The 24,148-nt window shown below is 40.9% G+C and carries 27 protein-coding genes and 1 pseudogene; 11 read left to right on the forward strand and 17 right to left on the reverse strand.

What is annotated here, in order from left to right:
• The first annotated feature begins 155 nt into the window (after positions 1-155).
• On the forward strand, positions 156-551 hold the full coding sequence (locus ACQKL5_RS11870) for a hypothetical protein (RefSeq protein WP_427608949.1): 396 nt from the start codon (positions 156-158) through the stop codon (positions 549-551).
• A gap of 52 nt (positions 552-603) precedes the next feature.
• Here the strand turns inward: ACQKL5_RS11870 and ACQKL5_RS11875 are convergent, their stop codons facing one another.
• Both ACQKL5_RS11875 and ACQKL5_RS11880 read right to left on the reverse strand, forming a co-directional pair.
• Complete coding sequence (locus ACQKL5_RS11875) at positions 604-2,109, reverse strand: leucyl aminopeptidase (RefSeq protein ID WP_427608951.1); 1,506 nt, start codon at positions 2,107-2,109, stop codon at positions 604-606.
• Positions 2,110-2,252: 143 nt separating this feature from the next.
• Entirely contained in the window at positions 2,253-2,789 is a 537-nt protein-coding gene (locus tag ACQKL5_RS11880; protein WP_427608953.1) for an N-acetyltransferase family protein, read from the reverse strand.
• Positions 2,790-3,110: 321 nt separating this feature from the next.
• On the opposite strand from ACQKL5_RS11880, the gene ACQKL5_RS11885 reads away from it, so the two are divergent.
• Entirely contained in the window at positions 3,111-3,593 is a 483-nt protein-coding gene (locus tag ACQKL5_RS11885) for a divergent PAP2 family protein (protein WP_427608954.1), read from the forward strand.
• Positions 3,594-3,604: 11 nt separating this feature from the next.
• The gene (locus ACQKL5_RS11890) at positions 3,605-4,393 is read left to right on the forward strand and encodes a cobalamin-binding protein (protein ID WP_427608956.1); all 789 of its coding nucleotides are present in this window, start codon (positions 3,605-3,607) and stop codon (positions 4,391-4,393) included.
• Between the two features lie 58 nt (positions 4,394-4,451).
• Here ACQKL5_RS11890 and ACQKL5_RS11895 read toward each other — a convergent pair whose 3' ends face one another.
• From ACQKL5_RS11895 to ACQKL5_RS11910, 4 genes are all read right to left on the reverse strand, one after another.
• Positions 4,452-5,141: a 3D domain-containing protein gene (locus ACQKL5_RS11895; protein WP_427608958.1), complete on the reverse strand. Its 690-nt coding sequence runs from the start codon at positions 5,139-5,141 to the stop codon at positions 4,452-4,454.
• A 136-nt stretch (positions 5,142-5,277) separates the two neighbouring features.
• Positions 5,278-5,595 carry a YuiB family protein gene (locus ACQKL5_RS11900; RefSeq protein WP_427608960.1) on the reverse strand — a complete coding sequence of 106 codons (318 nt, stop codon included), beginning with the start codon at positions 5,593-5,595 and terminating at the stop codon, positions 5,278-5,280.
• A gap of 103 nt (positions 5,596-5,698) precedes the next feature.
• Complete coding sequence (locus ACQKL5_RS11905) at positions 5,699-6,178, reverse strand: NUDIX domain-containing protein (RefSeq protein ID WP_427609159.1); 480 nt, start codon at positions 6,176-6,178, stop codon at positions 5,699-5,701.
• Positions 6,179-6,298: 120 nt separating this feature from the next.
• Positions 6,299-7,516, reverse strand: a complete 1,218-nt coding sequence (locus ACQKL5_RS11910; protein ID WP_427608962.1) for an NAD(P)/FAD-dependent oxidoreductase — start codon at positions 7,514-7,516, stop codon at positions 6,299-6,301.
• Between the two features lie 331 nt (positions 7,517-7,847).
• On the opposite strand from ACQKL5_RS11910, the gene ACQKL5_RS11915 reads away from it, so the two are divergent.
• The gene (locus tag ACQKL5_RS11915) at positions 7,848-8,840 is read left to right on the forward strand and encodes an NAD(P)/FAD-dependent oxidoreductase (RefSeq protein ID WP_427608964.1); all 993 of its coding nucleotides are present in this window, start codon (positions 7,848-7,850) and stop codon (positions 8,838-8,840) included.
• Between the two features lie 183 nt (positions 8,841-9,023).
• Positions 9,024-9,665, forward strand: a complete 642-nt coding sequence (locus tag ACQKL5_RS11920) for an SDR family oxidoreductase (RefSeq protein WP_427608966.1) — start codon at positions 9,024-9,026, stop codon at positions 9,663-9,665.
• Between the two features lie 852 nt (positions 9,666-10,517).
• Here the strand turns inward: ACQKL5_RS11920 and ACQKL5_RS11925 are convergent.
• On the reverse strand, positions 10,518-10,880 hold the full coding sequence (locus ACQKL5_RS11925) for a HesB/IscA family protein (RefSeq protein ID WP_402962886.1): 363 nt from the start codon (positions 10,878-10,880) through the stop codon (positions 10,518-10,520).
• A 221-nt stretch (positions 10,881-11,101) separates the two neighbouring features.
• On the opposite strand from ACQKL5_RS11925, the gene ACQKL5_RS11930 reads away from it, so the two are divergent.
• Positions 11,102-11,809 (forward strand): DUF2225 domain-containing protein, encoded by a 708-nt coding sequence (locus ACQKL5_RS11930; protein ID WP_427609161.1) that lies wholly within the window; start codon positions 11,102-11,104, stop codon positions 11,807-11,809.
• 68 nt (positions 11,810-11,877) lie between these two features.
• On the opposite strand, the gene ACQKL5_RS11935 is transcribed toward ACQKL5_RS11930, so the two are convergent.
• Positions 11,878-12,120, reverse strand: coding sequence for a YuzB family protein (locus tag ACQKL5_RS11935; RefSeq protein WP_427608967.1), 243 nt, complete (start codon positions 12,118-12,120; stop codon positions 11,878-11,880).
• A gap of 309 nt (positions 12,121-12,429) precedes the next feature.
• On the opposite strand from ACQKL5_RS11935, the gene ACQKL5_RS11940 reads away from it, so the two are divergent.
• Positions 12,430-13,497 (forward strand): NAD(P)/FAD-dependent oxidoreductase, encoded by a 1,068-nt coding sequence (locus ACQKL5_RS11940; protein WP_427608968.1) that lies wholly within the window; start codon positions 12,430-12,432, stop codon positions 13,495-13,497.
• 76 nt (positions 13,498-13,573) lie between these two features.
• On the opposite strand, the gene ACQKL5_RS11945 is transcribed toward ACQKL5_RS11940, so the two are convergent.
• Positions 13,574-13,900, reverse strand: coding sequence for a YuzD family protein (locus ACQKL5_RS11945; RefSeq protein ID WP_427608970.1), 327 nt, complete (start codon positions 13,898-13,900; stop codon positions 13,574-13,576).
• A gap of 63 nt (positions 13,901-13,963) precedes the next feature.
• Between ACQKL5_RS11945 and ACQKL5_RS11950 the strand changes: the two are divergent.
• Positions 13,964-14,291: pseudogene (locus ACQKL5_RS11950) on the forward strand (NifU family protein).
• Positions 14,292-14,477: 186 nt separating this feature from the next.
• On the opposite strand, the gene thrB reads toward ACQKL5_RS11950, so the two are convergent.
• The 5 genes from thrB to yutH all read right to left on the reverse strand — a co-directional run bounded on the left by thrB (position 14,478) and on the right by yutH (position 19,997).
• On the reverse strand, positions 14,478-15,422 hold the full coding sequence (gene thrB / locus ACQKL5_RS11955) for a homoserine kinase (RefSeq protein ID WP_427608971.1): 945 nt from the start codon (positions 15,420-15,422) through the stop codon (positions 14,478-14,480).
• Positions 15,419-16,480 carry a threonine synthase gene (thrC, locus tag ACQKL5_RS11960; RefSeq protein ID WP_427608972.1) on the reverse strand — a complete coding sequence of 354 codons (1,062 nt, stop codon included), beginning with the start codon at positions 16,478-16,480 and terminating at the stop codon, positions 15,419-15,421. The genes thrB and thrC overlap by 4 nt, the downstream gene beginning before the upstream one ends.
• Entirely contained in the window at positions 16,477-17,775 is a 1,299-nt protein-coding gene (locus ACQKL5_RS11965; protein WP_427608974.1) for a homoserine dehydrogenase, read from the reverse strand. Before ACQKL5_RS11965 ends, thrC begins: the two co-directional genes overlap by 4 nt.
• 183 nt (positions 17,776-17,958) lie before the next feature.
• Positions 17,959-18,876, reverse strand: coding sequence for a L,D-transpeptidase family protein (locus ACQKL5_RS11970; protein ID WP_427608976.1), 918 nt, complete (start codon positions 18,874-18,876; stop codon positions 17,959-17,961).
• Between the two features lie 119 nt (positions 18,877-18,995).
• Positions 18,996-19,997, reverse strand: a complete 1,002-nt coding sequence (gene yutH, locus ACQKL5_RS11975) for a spore coat putative kinase YutH (RefSeq protein WP_427608978.1) — start codon at positions 19,995-19,997, stop codon at positions 18,996-18,998.
• 151 nt (positions 19,998-20,148) lie between these two features.
• Between yutH and ACQKL5_RS11980 the strand changes: the two genes are divergently transcribed.
• Entirely contained in the window at positions 20,149-20,646 is a 498-nt protein-coding gene (locus ACQKL5_RS11980) for a phosphatidylglycerophosphatase A family protein (RefSeq protein WP_427609163.1), read from the forward strand.
• 76 nt (positions 20,647-20,722) lie between these two features.
• On the opposite strand, the gene ACQKL5_RS11985 is transcribed toward ACQKL5_RS11980, so the two are convergent.
• From ACQKL5_RS11985 to ACQKL5_RS11995, 3 genes are read right to left on the reverse strand one after another with little or no spacing between them, the layout of a single operon-like run.
• Positions 20,723-21,490, reverse strand: coding sequence for a TIGR01457 family HAD-type hydrolase (locus ACQKL5_RS11985; RefSeq protein WP_427608980.1), 768 nt, complete (start codon positions 21,488-21,490; stop codon positions 20,723-20,725).
• 25 nt (positions 21,491-21,515) lie between these two features.
• Positions 21,516-21,953: a DUF86 domain-containing protein gene (locus tag ACQKL5_RS11990; protein ID WP_427608982.1), complete on the reverse strand. Its 438-nt coding sequence runs from the start codon at positions 21,951-21,953 to the stop codon at positions 21,516-21,518.
• Between the two features lie 22 nt (positions 21,954-21,975).
• Positions 21,976-23,271 (reverse strand): EAL domain-containing protein, encoded by a 1,296-nt coding sequence (locus ACQKL5_RS11995; protein WP_427608984.1) that lies wholly within the window; start codon positions 23,269-23,271, stop codon positions 21,976-21,978.
• Between the two features lie 183 nt (positions 23,272-23,454).
• On the opposite strand from ACQKL5_RS11995, the gene ACQKL5_RS12000 reads away from it, so the two are divergent.
• Entirely contained in the window at positions 23,455-23,766 is a 312-nt protein-coding gene (locus ACQKL5_RS12000; RefSeq protein ID WP_427608985.1) for a DUF3055 domain-containing protein, read from the forward strand.
• Positions 23,767-23,832: 66 nt separating this feature from the next.
• On the forward strand, positions 23,833-24,126 hold the full coding sequence (locus ACQKL5_RS12005; RefSeq protein ID WP_427608986.1) for a cytosolic protein: 294 nt from the start codon (positions 23,833-23,835) through the stop codon (positions 24,124-24,126).
• Positions 24,127-24,148: the final 22 nt, after the last annotated feature.

Raw genomic sequence — 24,148 nt, forward strand, 5'->3', positions numbered from 1 at the left:
TGCAAGCATTTACAAATAATAGTGTGTATTTGTTTCTATTCACAAACAAGAAATGGACTTTCTAAAACCGCTATCATAATCTTCAACATTCATTCATATTTTAACCTATATAATTACCCTGTCTATAGCAAGACTTGGGAAAGGGAGGCTATCTATTGGGTGAGATCCCTTATTTTTTTAATGACCCGGATGGATTTCGCACGAACGACGATGGGGATAAGAATGATTATAAAACAGAAGGTGAGTTAACTCGTGCTTTCTCCATGAGGAACCCTGACCTCCTCATTCAATCGGCGAAGTCTTCACAATCATTAATGGACGATGCAAAAAAAGTCGTGGATATGATTGCCACATCCAAACCATTTTCCACTAGGCTCATGGCCGCGGCACAAGAATCAAAAACGGCTGCCGTCACAGACATGATAAAAAAAACGGGAGTTAAAACGGTACCCGATATCAAGTACAATCCTGATGGGATCCGCTTCGATTTTTATCCAAAGTCGGGAGAAGTAAACTGCCATATCATCATCAATTTAAAGTGGAGTAATTAGTAATCTGTAGCATAAAAAAACCGAAGCCACGTTCCGGCTTCGGTCAATGATGCTAGTTCTTCTCCGAATTGAAAGTCTCCACCAGAAGGGCAAGCGTCCTGGTCATGACTCCAGTCGCACCGGCAGTTCCCAGTTCATTCGCACTCACTGACGTGGAGGTTCCGGCAATATCGAGATGAACCCATGGTGTAGATTCGGCAAATTCACCGACAAAGGCACCGCCCATTATGGCATGTCCCGCTCCACCTGGTGAATTATTCAAATCCGCAATCTTGCTGTTGCGCACACGCTCTTTATCTTTTTCGGTAATTGGCAGACGCCACATCGGCTCTCCGGCTTCCTCAGAGGCTTTTTGGACCTGCTCATAGAAATCTACGTTATTGGTCATGGCACCTGTCATATCATTGCCTAAGGCCGTTATGACGCCACCCGTTAAGGTTGCCACATCAATAAGGTATTCTGCACCATGATGCTTCGCATACGTCACGGCATCCGCCAATACAAGCCTTCCCTCGGCATCTGTATTCAACACCTCAATGGTTTTACCGCTCATGGCTGTAATCACGTCATCTGGTTTAAAGGCATTTCCGCTGATCATGTTATCGGTAGAAGGAATGACGGCTACGACATTTTGATCCGGACCAAGTTCCCCTATGATTTCCATAGCGCCCAAAACAGCTGCTGCTCCACCCATGTCCGTTTTCATTCCAACGATTCCGGTCTTCGTTTTTAACGAGTAACCGCCTGTATCGAAGGTAATCCCTTTTCCGACCAACCCGATTACATCTGTCCATTCTTCTTTACCTTGATATTTGAGGACGATCATTTTCGGTGGTTCAACCGACCCTTGATTCACTGCAAGAAGGGCTCCCATACCAAGCTTGAGCATATCTTCCTTCTTGAGGATTTCAACCTCGAATCCATACCGGTCACCCAAGTCCTTGGAATAGTTCGCTAAATCCGTTGAAGTCAGTAAATTTCCAGGTGTATTAACTAACGTCCTCGCTGAATTCGTCGCTTTTCCAAATACCCGCCCGACATGCAGGGCCGCTCCTACTTCTTCCATATCACACTCACTATAAACCGTGATTGATTCTATATTTTTTTCCACCTGGTTCGATTTCTGTTTGTAGCCGGCAAATTTATAGCCAGCTAGTTCAAATGCTTCGGAAAAAGCATGCGCTACATCCAGGGCACCCAATTGTTCAGTCGTGAAGGTATCCAAAGCGATGCTCATAGTCGTAAGCCTAGAATCAGCCAACATTTTACGTGCCTTCCCTAAAGCTTCCCTTAATGTCTCGAAAGAAAGATCCTTTTCTTTTCCCAAACCGACAAAAATCAGCTTCTTCACGCCTAGTTTACCTAATGTATGTATTTTCGCGACTGATTTTTTCTTGGAAGAGATTTCACCATCTTTCACCAATTGTGTAAGGTGTCCATCTAACTTTTCATCCGCTTCTTGCCCAATGCCCGTAAATTTAATAGGTCGATCAAACACACCCATCAACAAGCATTCATCTGTCATATCTAAGTTCAAGGTATTTTTCACTGTAAACATTCTTCTATTCCTCCATTCAATTATTTCTATTATAACGGAATTCCCCGAAATTTCCGAATTCAATGCACAACGTAGATTTGAAAAAGCATGATTGCAACAATATCCCCTCGTCCTCATTCACCAAAAAAACATGATAGGAACAATTACTGAACCCATTTATACATGAGAATATCATCGACATATTCATTTTCACCCATCTTAAATTCTTTAACCTTACGACCTTCTTCAAGAAAGCCCATTTTCTTATACAAAGAAAGAGCCCCATGATTCGATGAGAAAACACCTAAACTCACTTTTTCGATGGAAGGATGGTTCTCTGCCCAATCCAATAATGCTTTTAGCAGCATGCTTCCAATACCTAATCCTCTGTACCGTTTACTTATCATCATTCCAAAAGTGCCTGTATGAGACAATCGCATTCTATTTTTGGTCATTTGGAATACGATCCAGCCAATGATTTCACCTTCTTTTTCAGCTACTATTAATGTTTCTTTTTCATTTTCCAATATGCTCTGAACCCATTCTCTCTGTTGAGAATATGTGTTGTTGAACTCGGGAGCTAACGGAATAAGAAACTCTCCTTCTGAAACAACGGATTTCTGTATGTCTAAAATCGAATCAGAATCTTCTATTTTTCCAGTACGTACAATGGAACTAACACTATCTTTTGAATTGGACAATAATATCTCCCCTTATAAAACATACTATTACTATACATATTCGGTGTCCCGCTAAAGAATCCTTGTCAGAGCTTTACCGGGGCACTTTTATAAACGTCTTGATTTTTCATAGACCCCCGCTTTATTTCGCAGGCACACAAAGAAGTAGTTTAGAAAGCCTCCCTTTAGAGAAATAGTATAAGAAAGTACATATTTTCCCTAATTGGCAGGGAATTGACTGGATATGATGGAAGTATTATAAAGATATAAAGATTAAACAGTATCCGCTTCCTCTAATTAAGTCTCAACGTTACTTTATAAATGGAAAGAAGGCTGAAACTTTTGGAATTTTTCATGAACTTCCCCTTAATAGCCGCTTTAATTGCCATTTTCTTTGCTCAATTCATTAAAGTACCGATCCACTTTATTGCCTTTCATAAATGGAATTGGTCGCTGATTAACTCTACCGGCGGTATGCCCAGTTCCCATTCTGCGGCCGTGACTGCACTTACGGTAGCCGTGGGAATCGAAATGGGCATGGATTCCCCCGTCTTTGCTGTTGCCACTGTTTTTGCCATCATCACGATGTTTGATGCAACAGGTGTAAGGCGGCAGGCAGGAGAACAGGCTGCCGTTTTGAATCAGCTTGTCACAGATTTTAATCTTTTTGTACAACAAGCGAAAAATTGGCAGAAAAAAGAGGAAAAACAAAAACAGCAGCAATTAAAGGAATTACTGGGCCATAAGCCGATTGAAGTCTTTTTCGGAGCTTTGACTGGAGTATTCATTGCACTTGTTCTTCATTTTTTTATCTTTCAAGGGTAGGTGACTAATTAATGAAAATAATTTCTCTATGCCCAAGCAATACCGAACTCTGTACATATCTCGGAATCGAAGACCATTTAATCGCCATCGATGACTATTCTGATTGGCCTGCCTCCCTTCAACATCTGCCTAAAGTCGGCCCAGATCTATCCATCAATATTGATTTAGTAGAATCATTACGTCCTGATCTTGTCCTTGCGTCACTTAGCGTTCCTGGTATGGAGAAAAATATCGAAGCACTCAAAAAGCGTCGTATCCCCCATATCATTTTCAACCCGCAATCACTTGAAGACATTGCCCAGGATTTACTGACCTTAGGCGAAGCCGTTCATGTACAGGAAATGGCCTCGATACAGGCTGCCAAATTCCGTTCAACCATCCAGGGATATAAAACCGTAGCCGACAGCATCGCCACCATCCCCTCCCTATACTGGGAATGGTGGCCCAATCCCCTATTCAGTCCAGGCGGGGTCAACTGGTTAACGGAAATCAGCCGTTTGGCCGGAGGGTATAACCTTTTTGAAGAGGTGGACATGGCCAGCATCCAGGTCCCTTCCGAAGAAGTGCGAATGAAGAACCCCGACCATATTTGCTTAGCATGGGTCGGCGTCCCTTTACACAAGGTCAATGCTGAAGTAATCAAGAAACGGAAGGGCTGGTCCGAAATGCAGGCCGTCCAAGCCAATCGGATTCATATCATGGAAGAACCCTTATTCTGCCGTCCCTCTCCCAGATTGCTAGAAGGGTTGTCCAAACTTGCCCGTACGCTTCATCCGGAAGCCTACCTTCATATCCTTTAATGTTTGACGCCAAAAAGCTGACTCAGTCATTGAGTCAGCTTTTTGAAAATTCATTAGCTTAGAAGGCATATGAAGACAGTTTTTTATCGGATGCTTTTTCAGCAATGGTGAAAACCTGCCTCGCCTTCATTTCATTCAACTTTTGTAACTGTTCTTCAGAAAAGCGCCCATTCCCTTTTTGCACCAGATACACCTCAAGGGTTTTCTTTCCCCATTTCTCATACACTTCTTGAACCGTTTCGTAATATAGATCAAGGTGATTCCCTTTGATCGCCCCGCCTTTGTCTGCCACCACCCCAAATCCGTAATCAGGAATCCAAAGGATCGTACCTATCGGAAACACGGATAAATCGGCAGCAATCGTTGAAAACATATCCCTTTTTACCTTTACCCCTGAATAGGTAACACCATAAGAAGGGCTCTCCGGATTTTTTCCGGTTGATTCATAGCCGGCTGTATACCCTGTCGCCAATACTTTATGTTTGGGATACTTTGAAAGTTCAATTGCCTCTTCTATCGTGGCAGGTCCCTCACTTTTTTTGGTGGCCGACGCTACGATTGTCGCTCTATGGCTCCCTTTATGAAAGGCTTTGTATTCAAGCCCGAACACTTTGTTATACCTGACCGTTTCTTCCAATGGATGAACTCCAGGCATGGCACCGAAAACATGATTTACGGTAGATTCAATAGCTAAGATAAACAAAAGGATAATAGCAATTCGCAAAAATAATGTCCGTATGATTCTCATATGTATGTTGTTCCACTCCTCTCACAAGGATATTTCTTCCCTATCCTGAGAGAAAGTATTCATTTAGACCAAAAAATGACCACATATCACTATAAAAATAGAAAAAAGACCGTCAGTAAATGACAGCCCTTCATATTTAAAACATTTGATACCCTTTGTTTCTCAATATCTTAATCGTAATTCCTGCTCCGATTGCACCGATTAGACCACTTGATAGAATCATCAAATCTGCCGCATGAAGAGCTGCTAATCTTGTTCCTAGTTCTGAAAATGAGTCTCCTGGTTGTCTGAAATACTCAATCAACTTAGCTTTATTGACTATGACAATGAAGACGATTGGAAAAAGGATGACCATGATCCATGACGATCGAAAAAGCATGTTAAGTAAAAAGCCTATCCCGAAAAACAATACAAAAAATAAGAGTATGGAGATAATCAAAACTGGTAATGGCATATTATGCTAGACCTCCTTGAAAGAACCACTTTTAGTTTACAGAATACATAATTGGTGCGTCAATGTCATAATACCAAATAATAACTAACAAAACAGCATGACGTCACATAAATAATTTATATGACGTATATCCAAACTGATTGCCGGGATTAACCCCGTCAAGCATCGTCTGCATTCTCTCCTTCTTAAAGGATAAAAGCTGTTCCAATAAAACAGACTGCTTCCCTTCGGCGACAAGGGCTTCAGGATCATAAAACCTGGCTTCATATAATTCATTCATTTGCGGGATCACTTCAAAACTAAGTGGCTTGAGTAAAAACACCAACATATTATCACTTATCTCCCCTTTGATGACTCCGCTCCTGACTCCTACCATACCTTCGATTTCCGTATGAATGCCTGTCTCCTCCAGTACTTCTCTGACCACCGCCTCATCTACCGTTTCATCATGTCGAACGAAACCCGCAGGAAGAGACCATTGGCCTTCTAATCCTCCATACCGTTTATTAACGACTAGCCATTCGCCTTTTTCGGATATCACGAGTCCTGATACGGCCAGCCAGACATTTTTACAGCGTTCCAATTCTCCCACTTCCTTATTTATCATTATTTGTATTATAAACCTTTTTTTTCAGTCATACGCAATAGAAAAAAGCCCTCCCGGGAAAAATCCCTGAATGGCTCCAAACTTTTATTATAAAGATCACAAGATGTTGAATTTACCCTTTTTGGCCACCAATGACGCACCGCCAATCAACAATAACGCTCGGTTATCCACCATTTTCTTCATGAATGAAGCGGTTTTGCCCGTCACCTTCTTACCAAACACAACCCCGATCGCATCATGCTCACCAAGTGAACATACTGTACCTTTGTTTTCGAAGGTGAAGGTTTCCAGGTCGCTTTGGTTACGCACCAATTTGGTAATATTTTTTGCAATGACTTCACCTTGCTGCATCGCAATCTGAGCAGTTGGAGGATATGGACGGTTAATTTCTTCGTTGATGATCAATGAGCAATCGCCCACGATGAAGATATCTTCATGACCTGGAGCACGCATATCAAGGTTCACTTTTATACGTCCACGGCTTGCTTCAAATCCTGAAGCTTCAATGACAGAATTGCCACGTACTCCTGCTGCCCAAACTACAGTTCCTGCTTTGATTTCCTCGACTTCCTCTTCTCCTTTGGCTACGATGATCCCATCCGGCGTAGCTCCCTTGATTGGGGTGCCGATTTTGAATTCTACACCTTTTCTCTCCAGGTAGGAAACGGCATAATCCACTAATTCAGGGTCAAATCCCGGAAGGACCGCGGGTGCGGCTTCTACACAGTACATTCGGACTTTTTTGGGATCGATATCATATTCCTTACACAACTTTGGAACACGGTTGGCTAACTCCCCAAGGAATTCTATACCCGTAAAACCGGCCCCTCCGACAACGATCGTCAAGCGATCCTCATTTTTTTCAAGCTCAGAGCTATAGGTAGCAAATTGCAATTGTATATGGTCCCGGATTTCCCGGGCCGAGTTCAAATTGGAAATCGAGAAGGCATATTCCTTCAATCCTTGAATACCGAATGTTTCTGATTCTGGACCCAGTCCTACCACTAAGATGTCGTACGAGACTTCACCATTTTCAAGAATCACTTTTTTCTCTTCCGTCTTGATTTCTAGAACGGAATCCTGAATGAAGTTCACTTTGCTCTTATTGATGACATTCTTGATTGGATAGCGCACACGGTCGTGATGAAGCGTTCCAGCAGATGCTTCATGCAACCAAGTTGTTTCATAATGGTAATCATTTTTATTAACTAAAATAATTTCTGCTTCATTGTGTCCTAATGCCTTTTGCAATCGGGTTACGGTCATTAAGCCTCCATAGCCTGCCCCCAGAATAACGATCGATGGTTTTTTCAAGTAATCTTCCTCCCTTGCGATATCTTCTTAACAAAATCATTCGATAAGCTTAATTTCCATTAAAAAAGGCAATTCTATTCATATGTGATTTTTTTCACTAATTGCCGCTCCTAAAAAAATTATATAGTGCCATTAAACGAACTATACTTCATTCACATTTTTTCAAGAAATCAGTTTCTTTCATCATCGTTAAATTTCTTCTTTACATAGTATGCTTTATTTGCCGGCTTAAATTTCTCATTTTTCAAAAAACTTATTCGTTTTCTTTAACTTCAACTATGTTAAAATAAAGAAAGAATTTCAACAAACCTAGTTTATCGGAGGGATAGCGTTGGATGTAAATGAAAAAGTATATGATATTACCATTATTGGCGGTGGACCAGTAGGCTTATTTACCGCTTTCTATGGCGGCATGAGACAAGCTTCAGTCAAAATCATTGAAAGTCTTCCCCAATTGGGTGGACAATTATCAGCACTTTATCCAGAAAAATACATCTATGATATCGCAGGCTTTCCTAAAGTCCTGGCACAGGATTTGGTCAATAATTTAAAAGAGCAGATGGCGAAATTCGATCAAACCGTCGTCTTGGAACAAGCCGTTCAAGAAGTAGAGAAGCAGGCAGATGGAGTCTTCAAGTTAACCACCGATAAGGAAATCCATTATTCCAAAACCATCATTATCACAGCTGGAAACGGAGCTTTCCAACCTAAACGCATCGAACTGGAGAAGGCACAACAATACGAAGGCAAAAACCTTCACTATTTCATTGATGACCTTAATCATTTCGCAGGTAAAAAAGTGGTGGTCTTCGGGGGAGGCGACTCCGCAGTGGACTGGGCACTCATGCTCGAGCCTATCGCCGAAAAGGTAACGATTGTCCATAGAAGAGATAAATTCCGTGCCCATGAACATAGTGTCGATAATCTCAGAAATTCTACAGTAGAAGTGAAAACTCCTTACATACCTGCAGATTTAATTGGTTTGGAAGATCAAATCCATACGGTCGTGCTAAAGAATACAAATGGAGAAGAAACCGAAACATTGGACGTCGATGCAGTCATCGTCAACTATGGCTTTATATCCTCTCTTGGTCCCATTAAAGAATGGGGATTCGATATACAGAAGAACAGCATCTTAGTTAACTCCAGAATGGAAACAAACATCCCCGGAATCTATGCGGCTGGTGACATCGCAACATATGATGGCAAAGTGAAGCTAATTGCAAGTGGCTTCGGTGAAGCACCCACGGCAGTCAATCATGCGAAGCAATATATTGATCCAAAAGCAAAAGTGCAACCCATGCACAGCTCATCCATGTTTTAATATGCATACACTCCATAGAACGTCAAAACCGGCTCTTCATATAGCCGGTTTTTTTATTTATCCACAATTTTATATTGTGGATAACTTGAATTGATAGTTATCCACAATGTGCTTGAAATGTTTTCTTCCCGTTTTATAAAGGGTAATAGAAATAAGAGAAGAAAGAGAAAGGAGCTTACATTCATGAATATCTTAATAGCAGGTGCAAATGGAACGACCGGTAAGAAAATTATCGAAGAATTATCAAAAGATCAGAAGAATACAGTATATGGGATGATTCGTAAAGAGGAACAAGCACAAGGGATCAAAGATCTGGGCGGACACCCTGTACTCGCAGATTTGGAGGAAAATGTGGATAAAGCGGTGGATAACATGGATGCCATTGTCTTTGCTGCTGGTTCAGGACCAAAGACCGGACCTGATAAGACCACAGCTGTGGATAAGAATGGGGCAATTAAACTGATAGACGCTGCTAAGAAAAAAGGTGTCGAGCGCTTTGTCATGTTAAGCTCAGTAGGTTCTGATCAACCGCAACAAGGTCCTGAGGGAATGCAGCACTATCTCGAAGCCAAGCATGATGCGGATGAACATTTGAAAGCAAGCGGGCTCACTTACACCATTGTTCGTCCAGTCGCCTTAACCAATGAACAAGCGAAAGGGACCATTAAGGCAGATAAAAAAGTCGACCATGCTGATACTTCCATTCCAAGAGCGGATGTCGCTTCGGTTCTAGCCCAAGCCATTTCTGAAAAAAATACCTTCAATAAAATATTCGAGATCCATAGTGGTAATGACACCATCCAGGAAGCCTTGAACCACATTTAATCCAACACTAAAAAAGGGGGGCACAAATGTTAACGGGTTCGGTTACTGGGGAGAAAACATTAAATAGCAACGTTATTGGGGACATAATTCATATATGAATTGGTGTCCCTATTTTTGTAGTTATATCTATGTTTTTGCAGATTTAGCACACTAATTCGCACATTAATCCTCATACCAATTGGAGGAATCACATAAATTTATGCGGTGTTGTTGAAACCTGTGCTAATACCATTGTGAAGTGGATAATGGAAAGACCTGCACAGCAAATAAAATATTTGATTTAAAAGTCATAATTTATCTAAGGTAGCTCGCTTGAAATCAAGCGAATTTTTTAAAAAGGATAAGCGAAAGGATAATTGGGTATTTATGCTAAAATGTTAATGTAGTAAAAGAAACGGAAATTTTTAGTTAATAGTAACGTCATAATATTAAGTTAATTTAGGAGGAAAATGATGGGATTTTGGTATTTCTTGATATTATTTTTAGGTTTATTTTTAGTGATTAAAGGGATATTCAGGAAAAAAAGATTTGTTTTGATACTCATGGGATTATTATGTATATCGTTCTCATTATTTATGTTTTCTCCAGGAAGCGATGAAATCATTTCAAGGTTGTTCAATTTGTAATTAAAGTGCAGTTTTTTTTAGTTAAATAAGTACAGTAAATAATACCAAAAAACGCTCAGATTAAGAAACCACTGAGCGTTTTTGCTTGCCATTCACATTGTCAATTTACTGTTAAAACATTTATAAATTGAGCTGTTAATTGCAACACTTTTAGTATTTTTCTCTCAATCAACCGAACCCGTTACACGAATGTACTCCCCTTTTTTCAATGGTTCATACCTATTACTTAACAATTCTCTGGCGTACCTTTTTCAGTAGCCGTCCTGAAAGAAGATCCGCAACCGCAAGACGCAATCGCATTTGGGTTTTCGATTGTGAATCCTCCACCCATCATGGTTTGTTTATAATCGATTACCGTACCATTCAAGATGGCAGCATCTTCATTATCCACAAGGATCTTGATCCCAAATTGCTCCAGCTTATCATCTTTCTCGCCAGGCTCTTGTTCCAATCCCATCCCGTAGGATAATCCACTACAGCCCCCGCCTTTGACAGCCACTCGTAAAAAGGATCCCTCTTCTTCATTTTGCTTCATCATTTCTTTTATCTGAAAAGCAGCAGCTTCCGTTATCTGTACAACTTCACTCATATTAAATCGCTCCCTCTCCTAAAGATGTGAGATAGAATCTTCCTTATTTATAGTATATACCAAAGAAATTACCCCGCTCAATTTTCCAGCTTGAAAAATTATTTTTTCCAGATGCCCATTCCCCCACAGTTTATTAAAAAACTGGATTAAATTCCGAATAATAGGTATAATTACCTGTGTAATTAGACACAATAAAGATTTTACTTAAGGGGGTAATCTCTATCGAAGAATTACAGCCTCTATATGACAAAAGTATAGAATGTCTTCATTGTAAAGAACCATCAACAACAAAGAAAATACGCTCTCGCTTTATTAAAGTGGCTCGCTATGATACTGATTTTTGTCCCATATATAAGGACCCGACCGCCAACACTCTTTACTATTATATTCATGTCTGTCCTCACTGTGGTTTTTCCTTTTCCGAAGATTTCTCTCGCTATTTTCCACCTACCACGCAGGAAGACATCGAGGAAAAAGTCTGCTCCAAATGGAATCCCCATCATTTCAGCGATGAGCGTTCCATCGAAGATGCAATCAAGACCTACAAGCTTGCCAGCTATTGCGGTGCATTAAAAAAAGAAAAGCATATTATCCAGGCGGGGATTCTTTTACGGATTGCCTGGCTATATAGATTTCAAAAAAAACAAGAACAGGAAAAAAGATTTCTAAAGCTTGCCCTTCTGGAATATGAAGCATCCTATTCAACCGGGGACTTCAGCGGTACACAAGTATCAGAAGTCAGAATTCTATACCTTGCTGGAGATATATCCAAGAGAATCGGGAATACGCAGGCAGCGGTCAAGTATTTTTCCATGGTACTCGAGAGGCAAAAAAATGCCATGGAAGCGTCCATTATCAAAATGGCGAGAGACCGCTGGCATGAAATCAAGGAAGAGTCTGTCACAAGTAATCTCGCCGCACATGCCTAATATCCTCTCCATCTTACCTACAAAGAAGGCTGCTCATGATTGAGCAGCCTTCTTTCATTTAATGATGATTAAAACATTTGATTTTGATATTCATCAATGAATGTATATATATTCTTTACCAGTTCATCCGTTGTATCTCCAGAAACCACTTCGCCATTAACAAGGGCATACAAGGAACTGGAGCATTTACCACAATATCCTAGACAACCATATTCGATAATATCTAAATTAGGATCTTTTTCTAATCTTTCGTAAGCCTCCTGAGACCCACTGGCCAGATTACTTACGCAAAATTCAATGATTGGATACATCGTTCCACCTCGCTATCATTAACAGTTTATCCTAAACCTTTTCAAACTTACAGTCAATAAATACGCACAAAAATACGCCGATTTTCAGATATCGGTTGTGATTTACAGTTATATTCGTTATACTTTTGTCGGGGTATGTAAAACAAGAAAATCATCTAATATAATATTTATTCTACAAATCAGGCATATATTTATTCACTTAATTCCATAGGATACAAATGGGGAATCCTATAGTATAGTAGGATATTTATTTCACAAGTGAAACATTTAACAATTATTTCTAAAGATTAAACAAAGGGGAAAAAACATATGAAGAATTTAGTCATACTTGGTGGTGGGTATGGTGGTATGCGCATGCTGCAAAGATTGCTGCCTAATCAGCTTCCTGAAAACGTGAGCATTACACTTATTGACCGCAATCCTTATCACTGCTTAAAAACGGAATATTATGCTTTAGCTGCAGGTACTATTCCCGATCAACACATTCGTGTTGCATTTCCAGAACATCCTCGCTTAAAGAACGTATACGGAGAAGTACTTTCCATCGATATGGAGAACAAACAAGTCATTATCGAAAATCAAGAACCTGTTGCTTACGATGATTTAGTCATCGGTCTTGGGTGTGAGGATAAATATCACAATATACCAGGAGCCGACACACACACTTATAGCATCCAAACAATCGATAAATCACGTCGCACCTATTCAGCTTTGAATAATTTGGGAGCCGGTGGAACTGTGTCAATCGTTGGTGGAGGCCTTAGTGGTGTCGAGTTAGCCAGCGAATTGATCGAAAGCCGTTCAGATTTAAATGTTAAGTTATTCGACCGTGGACCACATATTTTATCTGCTTTTCCAGAAAGATTAAGTACTTTTGTCGAATCATGGTTCGATAAACATACCATTGAAATCGTTCACCATTCTAATATCACCAAAGTTGAACCAAATCTCCTTTATAATGGAGAAGAAGCTGTTCAAAGTGACGTTATCGTCTGGACAGCAGGCATTCAACCAAGCAAAATTATCCGCGACATGGATATTGAAAAAGATCGTCAAGGAAGAGCCGTACTTACGCCTCAGCATTTCCTTCCTACTAACGACAGTATTTTTGTAGTGGGCGACTGTGCGAGTTTGCCGCATGCACCTAGTGCTCAATTAGCAGAATCTCAAGCGGAACAAATTGTACAAGTCCTTGTGAAAAAGTGGGCAAACGAACCACTTCCCGAAAGCTTCCCTGCCGTGAAATTAAAAGGAACTCTAGGTTCGCTTGGAAAGAAACAAGGTTTCGGTCTTGTGGCTAATCGCCCGATTACGGGAAGAGTAGCACGCCTAATGAAATCAGGAATTCTGTGGATGTATAAATATCATAACGGTTAATCTAAAATTTCATAAATCCTGTTTTCATGAACTGACTCAAAGAGCTGCGTTAAGCTTCCTACTGGGTCAGTTTTTTTTAGTTGCTCTCATACCCGTTATTTTTCATAATATCCACTATTTTTTTAAGAGAAACACTCCCTTCTGCCACGATTTCGTCCTCGATGATGACAAGTGGATAAAATAAATCTTCTTCAATCATCCTCGCTGCAAAGTTTTTTTGCTTATCCATTTCTGGAGGGTTGAACATATCAATATAAGCAATGGAAAACGGCTGGTTGGGAAACTTTCTTGTCAAAGCCGCTTCAAGCCATTCATATGTATCCTTCGATGAGGGGAGATTAACACAAGAGGCACATACTTGTTCCGCCCCATATACTTCTATTTGAATTTTTTTCTTTATCATGCGCTACCTCCATCAGGAATTTTCCACTGTACTTTTGGAATCATTCACCTATTTCCGACAGACATGAAAAAAATAGATTTAATTTCCGCAAAGTTACAGTTGGATTTTTTACTATGTTCGCATTATAATATGATTAGGAAAGGAGTCGATTGCAATGTCTGAACAACAAATGGAAACACAAGTTCAAGATGTCCTAGATAAACTTCGTCCGTTTCTTCTTCGTGATGGCGGTGACTGTGAACTAGTTGACGTAGAAGATGGAATTGTAAAATTACGATTACTGGGAGCATGCGGAAGCTGTCCAAGTTCAACCATTACGCTAAAAGCTGGGATTGAGCGCGCACTTCTTGAAGAAGTTCCCGGGGTAGTTGAAGTTGAGCAAGTTTTCTAATTAGCCTTATATAATGTGTTGAATATTCTCTTTAAAGAGAATTACGATTTCAACCATATTAGATACAACACTTGCAGTCTAGAGAAATGTAGACTGTTATAGAAAATAAAGCTGACTCCACTTTATCAGTCCTATCAATTCATTGATACGGCTTAAAGGGAATCAGCTTTTTTACTGTTGTACAAGTTATGATATATAAAAGCTCCATTCCTTCTTTTCTTCCTCTGATAAGATAGCCGTCTGACTCCCATCATTATCGACCTTCAACTGCTTCACCTGGAATTCAGGAAACGCTTCTTTTAAACGCCTTAACAATTGTTCTGTTTCTTCTGCAGATACCAGACAGAGCACCGTCGGGCCAGCTCCACTTAATGCTGCACCATATCCGCCTTCATGACGGACAATTTTTTCTATTTCTGCTAAATGTGGCACTAAGCTTGCACGATATGGTTGATGGAAGCGATCATTCTGCATCATTTGACCGACTAGGTCCCATTTATTCGTCAAGATTCCGGCAAGTAGAACATTAGCTGCTGCACTTCCGCTTATCGCTTCCTTATAAGGAAGGAGCTTTGGAAGGACATTCCTTGAATCCTCTGTAAGCAATTCAAAATCAGGAATTATCGCAATCACATTCACTCCTTCGATTGGAAATGAAAGAACATCCGTTTTTTCATCCGTATGGAAACCAACGACTAACCCCCCGTACACAGAGGCCCCCGCATTATCTGGATGTCCTTCAAAAGAAGAGGCATGTCTACTTTTTTCTTGATCGGATAGGTTCAGTTGAGCAACAAGATTCGCTAGTTCTATGCCCGCTACAATCGCTGAAGCACTGCTTCCCAGTCCCCTGGCAAGCGGAATTTCACTTGATACATGAATACGACATGGAGAAAGGTCTTTTCCATAGTATGCCGCTGTTTTCTTCGCTATTTGAACGATGTAATTAGTGTCATCTTTAGGGAATATAGACATTTCCTCCGAAAGTGGAATGACCTCCCAACGGTTCGATAAGGAACCGCGTATCTCCAAGTACAATCCTAGCGCAAGACCAATGGAATCGAAACCTGGCCCGAGGTTAGCCGTACTTGCTGGCACACGGATCAGAAACATCTCGGATTCTGCACTCATGCCTGTTTCACACCTTGCAGATGTTCTAATATGATTTTTTCATCCATCGGCAACAAAGTAGGGTGAATCGAACTTGTATCGACAGCAACATTTGGATCCTTCAATCCATTTCCTGTTAGTACAGCTACAATTTTGCTTCCTTTGCTGATTTCACCACTTTTTAGTTGTTTATACACTCCGGCGATGGAGGCACACGATGCCGGTTCAGCAAATACGCCTTCCTTTTTAGCAAGGAAATGATAGGCTTCAAGAATCTCCGAATCCGTCACTTCGTCTATTTTTCCGTTAGATTCACTTGCCGCTTCCACAGCGAATTTCCAGCTGGCTGGGTTCCCAATGCGTATCGCTGTCGCAATCGTTTCCGGATCTTCAATGACCACATCACGGACAATCGCTGCTGCACCTTCCGCTTCAAACCCTCTCATTTGAGGCAATCCCGTTTGTTTGCCTTCATTATATTCCTTGAAACCTTTCCAGTAAGCAGTGATATTTCCCGCATTCCCAACTGGTAATGCTAAAATATCAGGTGCTGATCCAAGCGCATCACAAATTTCGAATGCAGCCGTCTTTTGACCTTCGATTCGATATGGATTAACCGAGTTTACAAGAGTGATAGGTGAATGTTCACTAAGGGAACGGACAATTTTTAAGGCTTGGTCAAAATTCCCTTCAATCGAAATAATCTCCGCACCATACATGACCGCTTGAGCAAGCTTACCCATAGCGATTTTTCCCTCTGGAATGACAACGATACACCGAATATTGGCACGTGCTGCATAAGCTGCAGCCGCCGCTGATGTATTCCCTGTGGACGCGCAGATAATGGTATCGCTACCAGCCTCAATTGCTTTCGCGACAGCCATAACCATTCCACGATCTTTGAATGAGCCGGTTGGATTGGCTCCTTCATATTTTACATGAAGGTCAATCCCCCATTCCTCTGATAAGCGGTTCAATCTAATCAAAGGCGTGTTTCCCTCTAGTAGGGATAATGCCGGTGTGTTTTCATTTACAGGTAAAAATTCTTTATATTCGCTAATTAATCCTTGCCAGCTCATTTGTTGTCCTCTCCTTCGACTCGGTAAGTACTTTTCACTTCTCTTACCATATTATAATCGTGTAATTTGGCCTTGATTTGATCAAAGGCAGCCATTGGGGCTTTATGTGTGACCAATACAATTTCGGAAGATTCTTTTACATCCAGCGGAAGCTGAAGGATTTTATCGAAACCGACCCCATGCTCTGCAAATAAATTCGTAATCTTGGCTAGAACACCCACTTCATCCTGTACATGCAGGCGAATAAAATACTTAGCCAAAATCTCAGTAGGATCTTTTAATTGTTTTGGGTATTGCGGTGAAACAGCGCTTCGTCCATTCACACCTAATCTCATATTCTTAATGACCGTCACCATATCCGAAACAACGGCGGTCGCTGTGGGTAGACTACCCGCTCCTGGGCCATAGAACATCGTTTCCCCTACCGCTTCCCCATAGACATACACGGCATTGTATTCATTGTTAACAGAAGCTAGTGGATGTTCCTCCGGAAGTAAAGTCGGCTGCACGCTGACTTCTACCCTATTACCGGTCCTTGTCGCTACGCCGATCAACTTCATTGTATAGCCAAGCTTTTTACTGTATCTCAAATCCTCTTCGGATATTTCAGTAATCCCCTGCACTTCAACATCATGCAGGCCAATATTCATGGAGAAACCGAGAGTGGATAGGATTGCCATTTTCCGCGCTGCATCCAATCCACCTACATCCGCAGTCGGGTCGGATTCCGCAAATCCTAGCTCCTGTGCTTCCTTCAATACGTTCTCATAAGCTCTGCCTTCTTTGCTCATCTTCGTTAGAATGAAGTTTGTCGTTCCATTCACAATCCCCATCATTTTTGTGATGCGATCCGAAGACAGGCCATCGACTAAACCACGTAATATCGGGATTCCCCCCGCAACACTTGCTTCATAAAATAAATCGCATTGATTCTCCGTGGCTAACTCTAACAATTCTGGACCATACAGTGCCATCAGATCCTTATTGGCCGTTACGATATGTTTTTTATTCTTCAAAGCTTCGATAAGATATTCACGCGTTTCTTCAATCCCGCCCATCACTTCAATGATTAGATCGATTTCCGGGTTTGAAAGAATATCCTCTGGATTGGCCGTCAGCATGCTCTGATCAACGTCTACGAGCCGATCCTTTGTCATATCTTTGACGAGTATCTTTTTAATATTAATGGAACAACCCACTTGGTGCATGAGCTTGTCTTGATGACTTTCAATAATCTGTACGACTCCAGATCCGACAGTACCTAACCCTAATAATCCGATCGAGATGGCTTTCATCCTGGTTCCCCCTTAAAACAACTGTTTTCCCAGAGAAAACATTTGTATTTGTATAGTAGACATTATATGTTTTATTCACTTAATTATCAATAGTTAGAATATACAGTTTTTTATTTTTCTGCAGCTCCTATTAGAATAAGACTGCATGGAGCTAACTTTATGAAGGGTAAGCCTTCATCCTATTTATTTAACAGACTTTAAGGATTCGTTCGTTCCCATGATGACATGTGGATGTTTATCGGGATCCATCCACTTCAGCAATCTCAGGACATTCTTCTCGGAAGTTGCGGTGCAACCCGCTGTTGGCTTATTTTCACCCCTCCATATGTGAAGAAAGATTGCACTGCCCTTTCCCCTGACGATTGGATTCGTATTGTAATTGATAACCGCTCCATATTTATATAATTCATGGTCCATCCTTTCGAATGACTTCCATTTCTTATAAGGATCTTTTCCCTTATAGATGATCCACTTGTTATAATCCTTGGACGCCTGATCATCAATCCAATAATCATATTGGGTTGTTCTCCTATACTCCATCCTCACTTTAGCCGGCTTGGATTCACTACCAAATGCCGTGCCAAAGGAATAGATGCCAACAGGCGATTTCCCGTCGCCCTCTTTCTTATTCTTTGAAAAGCCATTCTTTCCAATAGCCCCCTTCATATCTCCCAAGGCTCGCCGCCACTCGCCTTTCTTCTTCTCGTACGTTCGGATCGTCACCTTCGTCCCTTTCATCGTTTTTCCTGTGACTGCTACAATTTGACTGACTTCCTTCCTTTTATCGAATTTCTTGAAGGTCGCCTTCTCACTCGAGCTGAAGACTTCCCAGGCATCTTTCATGTCAATATAGGCCGTCTTTTCTGAAAAGCAAACCTTATACCAATTTCCCGTTCTGCCACTGACCGATAGTTCTTTATTTTTCTGATAGGTCTTTAATGTCTTGCTGTCTTTCGATGCCTCCGCCTTCACGTCCGTCGTGGACTTAAGTACAATTTTGAATTGGTCTGCATCACAGCTCGTTTTAGCTAGTGCCTTGGCAGAAGCCACCGCTGGAAAAACAAGTAGTACAATCCATATAGCCAGTATCGTTTTTTTCATTACATACATCCTTTCATTCCCTGAACCAGAAGTACATATAATTTCAAACTATTCTAAAAAATCATATCATTATCATAACATAGTAAAAGAGGTGGAATCATATTTCTTCCAGTTTTTTTCTATATCCAATCAATCTTCGGAAGGTTAAAATGTTTAGCCGGAATCTCGGCCAATTCGTAAAAGTGTTTCAGGAAGGCCTCATATTGTTCAGATGTTTTCGTAAAGGTGGAAATTTTGTCTTCGAGTTCATTCGACCTTGCTTCTGATACCTTTGAAAAATATTCTTCAACCGCTTCAAAGTAGTGAATGGGAAACAACATTCTTGAAAACAGTAAGCGTGCAGAAAAACTGGAGAATGGTTCAATACTCTGGTAGTCATGAAGGAAAGTGGATATGCCACGTTGGTGTGTATGCACATTTTGAAAGTAATGCTCCCTCACCCATTCAGCTGCATCCCGCGTCCCATGGTCAAATACCCAATCGAACGGATTTTTCATCCACTTATTACTTCTCCATGTATCATCTAAGAAGCGCTCATAACATACCGTGCCACCATCGATGATTTGTGGGGTATCATCGATTTCCGTGTCGACTAAATATTGAATCGCATTTTCCCCTAACACCATATAATAGGGAAAGGTTTCTACAAACATTTTTTCAAAGGGGTTATCCGGATGGGCTCTCAATTTATCTCTCCAAATATTCTCTAGTTGGTCAATTCTTTGCTCCCACAGCTCTTTCCACTTACCTATTCTTGAACATGACTTAATCGTTTCCATTATATCTCTTCCACGTTGATGGAATCTTGCGATGCGACGGCCAGGGTTGAAATTTTTAGGCCCTTCCAAATCCTCATTAGCAAGGAGGATGAATAATTGATCTTCCGCTTCCGACACAAAACTCCCGTGATTGGCGAGGACGAAGGCTGAAACATACCGATCTCCTTGGGCAATCATATGTTGAGCCATTTTATGACGTTCAGCTAATTCCTCCTGTTCCCTACCTTCTAAGGGAACAATGCTGTAAATGAAATGCCCGGAACGAAAGCTAGGAAAGCGACTATTTGCTTCCTCCCGCTCTACCTGTATTCCATAGTTATTAAAAATGATTTCTTCTATCATATTGTTTTCCTCCCCCATTAGATGGATACAAAAAAAATGTATATCATATACTTATATATATGAGGAATCACTCTTTTTCTGAATAACTATCGAAACCTAATATTTTTTTCGTATGAAAAATTTAATCCAAATATGGAGAATGGATGATGACATGACTAATATAAATCAATCAATGTCAGAACAAACGGCACGAAGATGGCTTAGTGAACGAGGAGTGAAACTGGAAGATATCGCAGAGTTAGTCATGTATCTACAATCAAGTTATCATGAAAATTTGCAAATGTCCGACTGTCTCCACAATGTGGAGCGGGTCATTTCGAAACGCGAAGTCCAAAATGCCATTCTTACTGGTATCCAACTGGATATGCTAGCCGAAAAAAAAATGCTGGAAGAACCCCTTCAAAGCATCATTGAGGTTGATGAAGGACTATATGGCGTGGATGAAATATTAGCTTTATCCATAGTCAATGTATACGGGTCGATTGGCTTTACCAATTATGGATTTATCGACAAACAAAAACCTGGCATCCTAAAATATTTAAACGACAAAAGTACCGGCAAGGTCCATACCTTCTTGGATGATATCGTAGGTGCCATAGCAGCCGCTGCCTCCAGCCGTCTCGCACACCGGGTCGAAAACGTGGAATGACAACATAATGGAAAGCGGAGAGTTCGTAGGAAAAACAAAAAGATCCAGGTCTGCATCTGCAACCCTGGATCCTTTTTTATTCAAACTGCCATAAATCAAGGGTATCCACCACATAAGTCGGTTGTTTATCGTATTCCTCTAACCGTTCCTTTGTCGTGACGCCCGTATGTACAAGTAAAGTATCGATTCCAGCATTAATCCCTGCCAAAATATCCGTGTCGTAATTATCGCCGACCATGATGGTCTGTTCTTTAGGAATGCCCAATACCCTAAGGGCCTGCTCCACGATGACCGATTCCGGTTTACCGATGAAAATTGGCTGAACCTGCGTAGAAACGGAAACCACGGAAGTTAACGCCCCGTTTCCTGGTAAAAGACCCTGTTCAGCAGGAATGGCGATGTCGCCATTCGTCGAAATGAATACGGCTCCATTTCTGACAGCAAGGCAAGCTTTGGATAACTTTTCATAATTCACGCCACGATCAATACCCATGACTAGGAAATCAGGACGTTCATCAATAAGTGTCATACCCTTTTCTTTCAACGCCTCGGTGATGCCTTCTTCACCCACCACATAAACGGACGCATGTTCCTTTTGTTCAGCAATGTAGTTGGCTGTAGCCATACTTGTCGTGAAAACCTGGGCATCTTCAGTCGGAATCCCCATATTGCGTAACTTTTCAGCGACTTGCCCTGGTGTCCGAGATGAATTATTCGTCACGAATAGATAAGGGATGTCTCTTTTTCTCAATTCATTAATAAAGCCCGCCGCTTCCACGATTTGCTCGGAGCCGCGGTACATCGTGCCATCTAAGTCTATTAAATATCCTTTGTACGCCTTCATGTATTAGTCCCCCTATTTAATCAAATTAGTTTTTAAAAGCTGAAACTGGGCCCAATTCGTTAATTAAATAGTTTCGTACTAATTCAGGGAAAAGCTTGAATGCCTCAATGTTCTCCTTGAAAATGGCCAGAAGTTCCGTATGATTCACTTCAATGAAGTCTTGAACGAGCATTTTTCTTAGCGGCAACGCCTTTTTAAATTGTAAGGAAATCGGTTCGCTTATGACTTTTTCATCAAGCAAAATATCGACAATATCTTCGTAACTGCCTGGATCACGCATAATAAATCCATCAATCACTGCATTCCCCACATCCAGCACGGAATCAATAGAGGTTTGTATGATCCTCTCGACGCTATGCTCTAAAAGTTCACCGTTCCACTTCTCCTGTCCTTCGAAAAGCTCTAATTGTTTTTCAAGATATTCTAAGATCTGTCCAATCTTTTGTCGATCTACAAAGTACATACTCCCAGATCCTTTCTGATTCTTAAGATGATATAGAGATTTTATCTACAGTTGAAGGTCTAGCGTAGTAATATCCCTGCGCCAAATCAACACTATTCCTTGATAATACCATAGCTTCTCCTATACTCTCAATTCCTTCAGCTACAACAACAGATCCGGTCTCCTTAGCAATCAGTAAAAGTCCCTTTAACATCGTCTCTTTCACAGAATCATGATCGATATTCTCAATGACCGATCGATCGATCTTTATGATTTCCGGCATGATTTCTATAATGGCATAGAGACTTGAATAACCGACTCCCGTATCATCTATCGCCAGACGAAAGCCCATTTTACGCAAACCTTTAATACTCTCGATAAATTCTTCAATATTCAGGATTGGATCTCTTTCCGTAATTTCCATGACGATTTGATTAGCATACACACCCTTGTATTTATGTAGCATATCCTTGACATCCGGCACGAATCGCGGATCGCTGAGCGTTACCGGGGTAAAATTAATGAACACGTTTTGTGAGGATTCATTCTCTGAAATCTGTTTAAAAGATTTTTCAAGAACGACTTTTTCTAAATCATATAATCTCCCCGTCTGCCTGGCTACAGCAAAAAGGGACAATGGACTCTCAAGGTCCGTATCACGTGGTCCCCGGGTCAGCACTTCATATGCCTTAATTTTATTGGTTGCCACATCAAAGATAGGTTGGGCCAGTAAATTGATATCCCCATTATCGATTATTCGATTAATCGTCTCTTGCATTTCATTCATGGGTGAAGCGGCTTCTGCCATCGATACAGCATGCCGCTGTGCTGTATCGATGGCTCCTTCCGTTGAATAATACTCATGCTCAACAAACATATAGCCTGTACTCAAAGTAATCGGGGTAGCGTGAACACTGACTAATCCTTGCCTCACTTCATCAGAAATGGATCTGATTAATTCCTCCATATAGATCAGTTGCTTTGCAGACTCCTCCATGTTCATTAAAATGGTAATGCCATCCGCATAATAGTCGTGTATCGTCAATAAGTTGCCCTCATGGACTTTATCTATTACGACTTCTTTAAATATTCTTTTCAAATGGGTATTTAAATGGTGGAACTGCTCCTGCTGCCCACTTTCTTTAAGTTCGAACAACTCTTTCACGTGAAAAACTATGACTGCCACTTCATATCCTTCAGAAAGAGAAGCTGCCACCGCGCGAACCATAGGTTTTCTTATGGTGAACTGTGGCGGGTAGAAGCGAAGTTTAGCTGATGGGGAAAATAACCTGAACCATTTTCCTAGTGACATAGATCTTTTACCCTGCAATGATGCCATAGACTCGTCCCCTATTCCGGGTTGTTTTTCCTATATTCTAACATAAAAAGGGATTTTTAAGACTTAAAACAGAATTTTTTTGTCTTTTTAACAGAAATTTCATACTAAATACTCATTTCAGGATAATCAGTTAACTTGGTGGATGTCTTAAAATGTCTGTATCCGTATGGGGGTCAGTTTGTTATGATGGAACTACCAAAATGGAGTCAAAGGGAAAGGTGTGGTACCGTGGAAGACCGTTTTTATCTATACAATGATTTAGTCGATACGAAGACTCGGTTCATTAGTTTTATGGGGGATGAATCAAGATACGATTTAGCCATTACGATGACCGACCGCTTTTATGGAAAGAAACTTGTGTTAAACATGCAGAGCAATCGCTTTGCCATTATTGGACCGGATGATTTAGAAGAAGAAGGCTACCTTGAGCATGCCTTTGCTCTCACAGAGGCAGAAGCGGAAGAACTTTCCCACTTTTTAATGGAAATCATCTAAATACGATGTTTTTTTCTTTATCAGGTTAACCTACTGAATGTATGAGTACATGAGGAGGGGTTTGACATGGATAAAAAAGAAGAAACATACCACGATTTTTCAAACGTGCAAAAGCAACGGGACTTTTTGATTCCTGAAGAGTTTCCAGAAGGACCTTTCGGTTCGCCCATCAATCAAGATGCTCCCGTTGAGAATAAAACGACACCGTGGCAAGAAGGACAACGCTATCAAAGTGCTTTTAATTATGAAAATAAATCGCTACACGAGGACTTACCACGAAAATATCCCGGTGCGCATCCTACACATGATGACCCGGAAAAGCATGATCAACCACCTTACAAAGGTTATGGGAGTTCCTGATCGAGAAATAAAAAAGGCCAGA

It is taken from the genome of Peribacillus sp. NPDC097675, assembly GCF_050277655.1.
Classification (GTDB): domain Bacteria; phylum Bacillota; class Bacilli; order Bacillales; family DSM-1321; genus Peribacillus.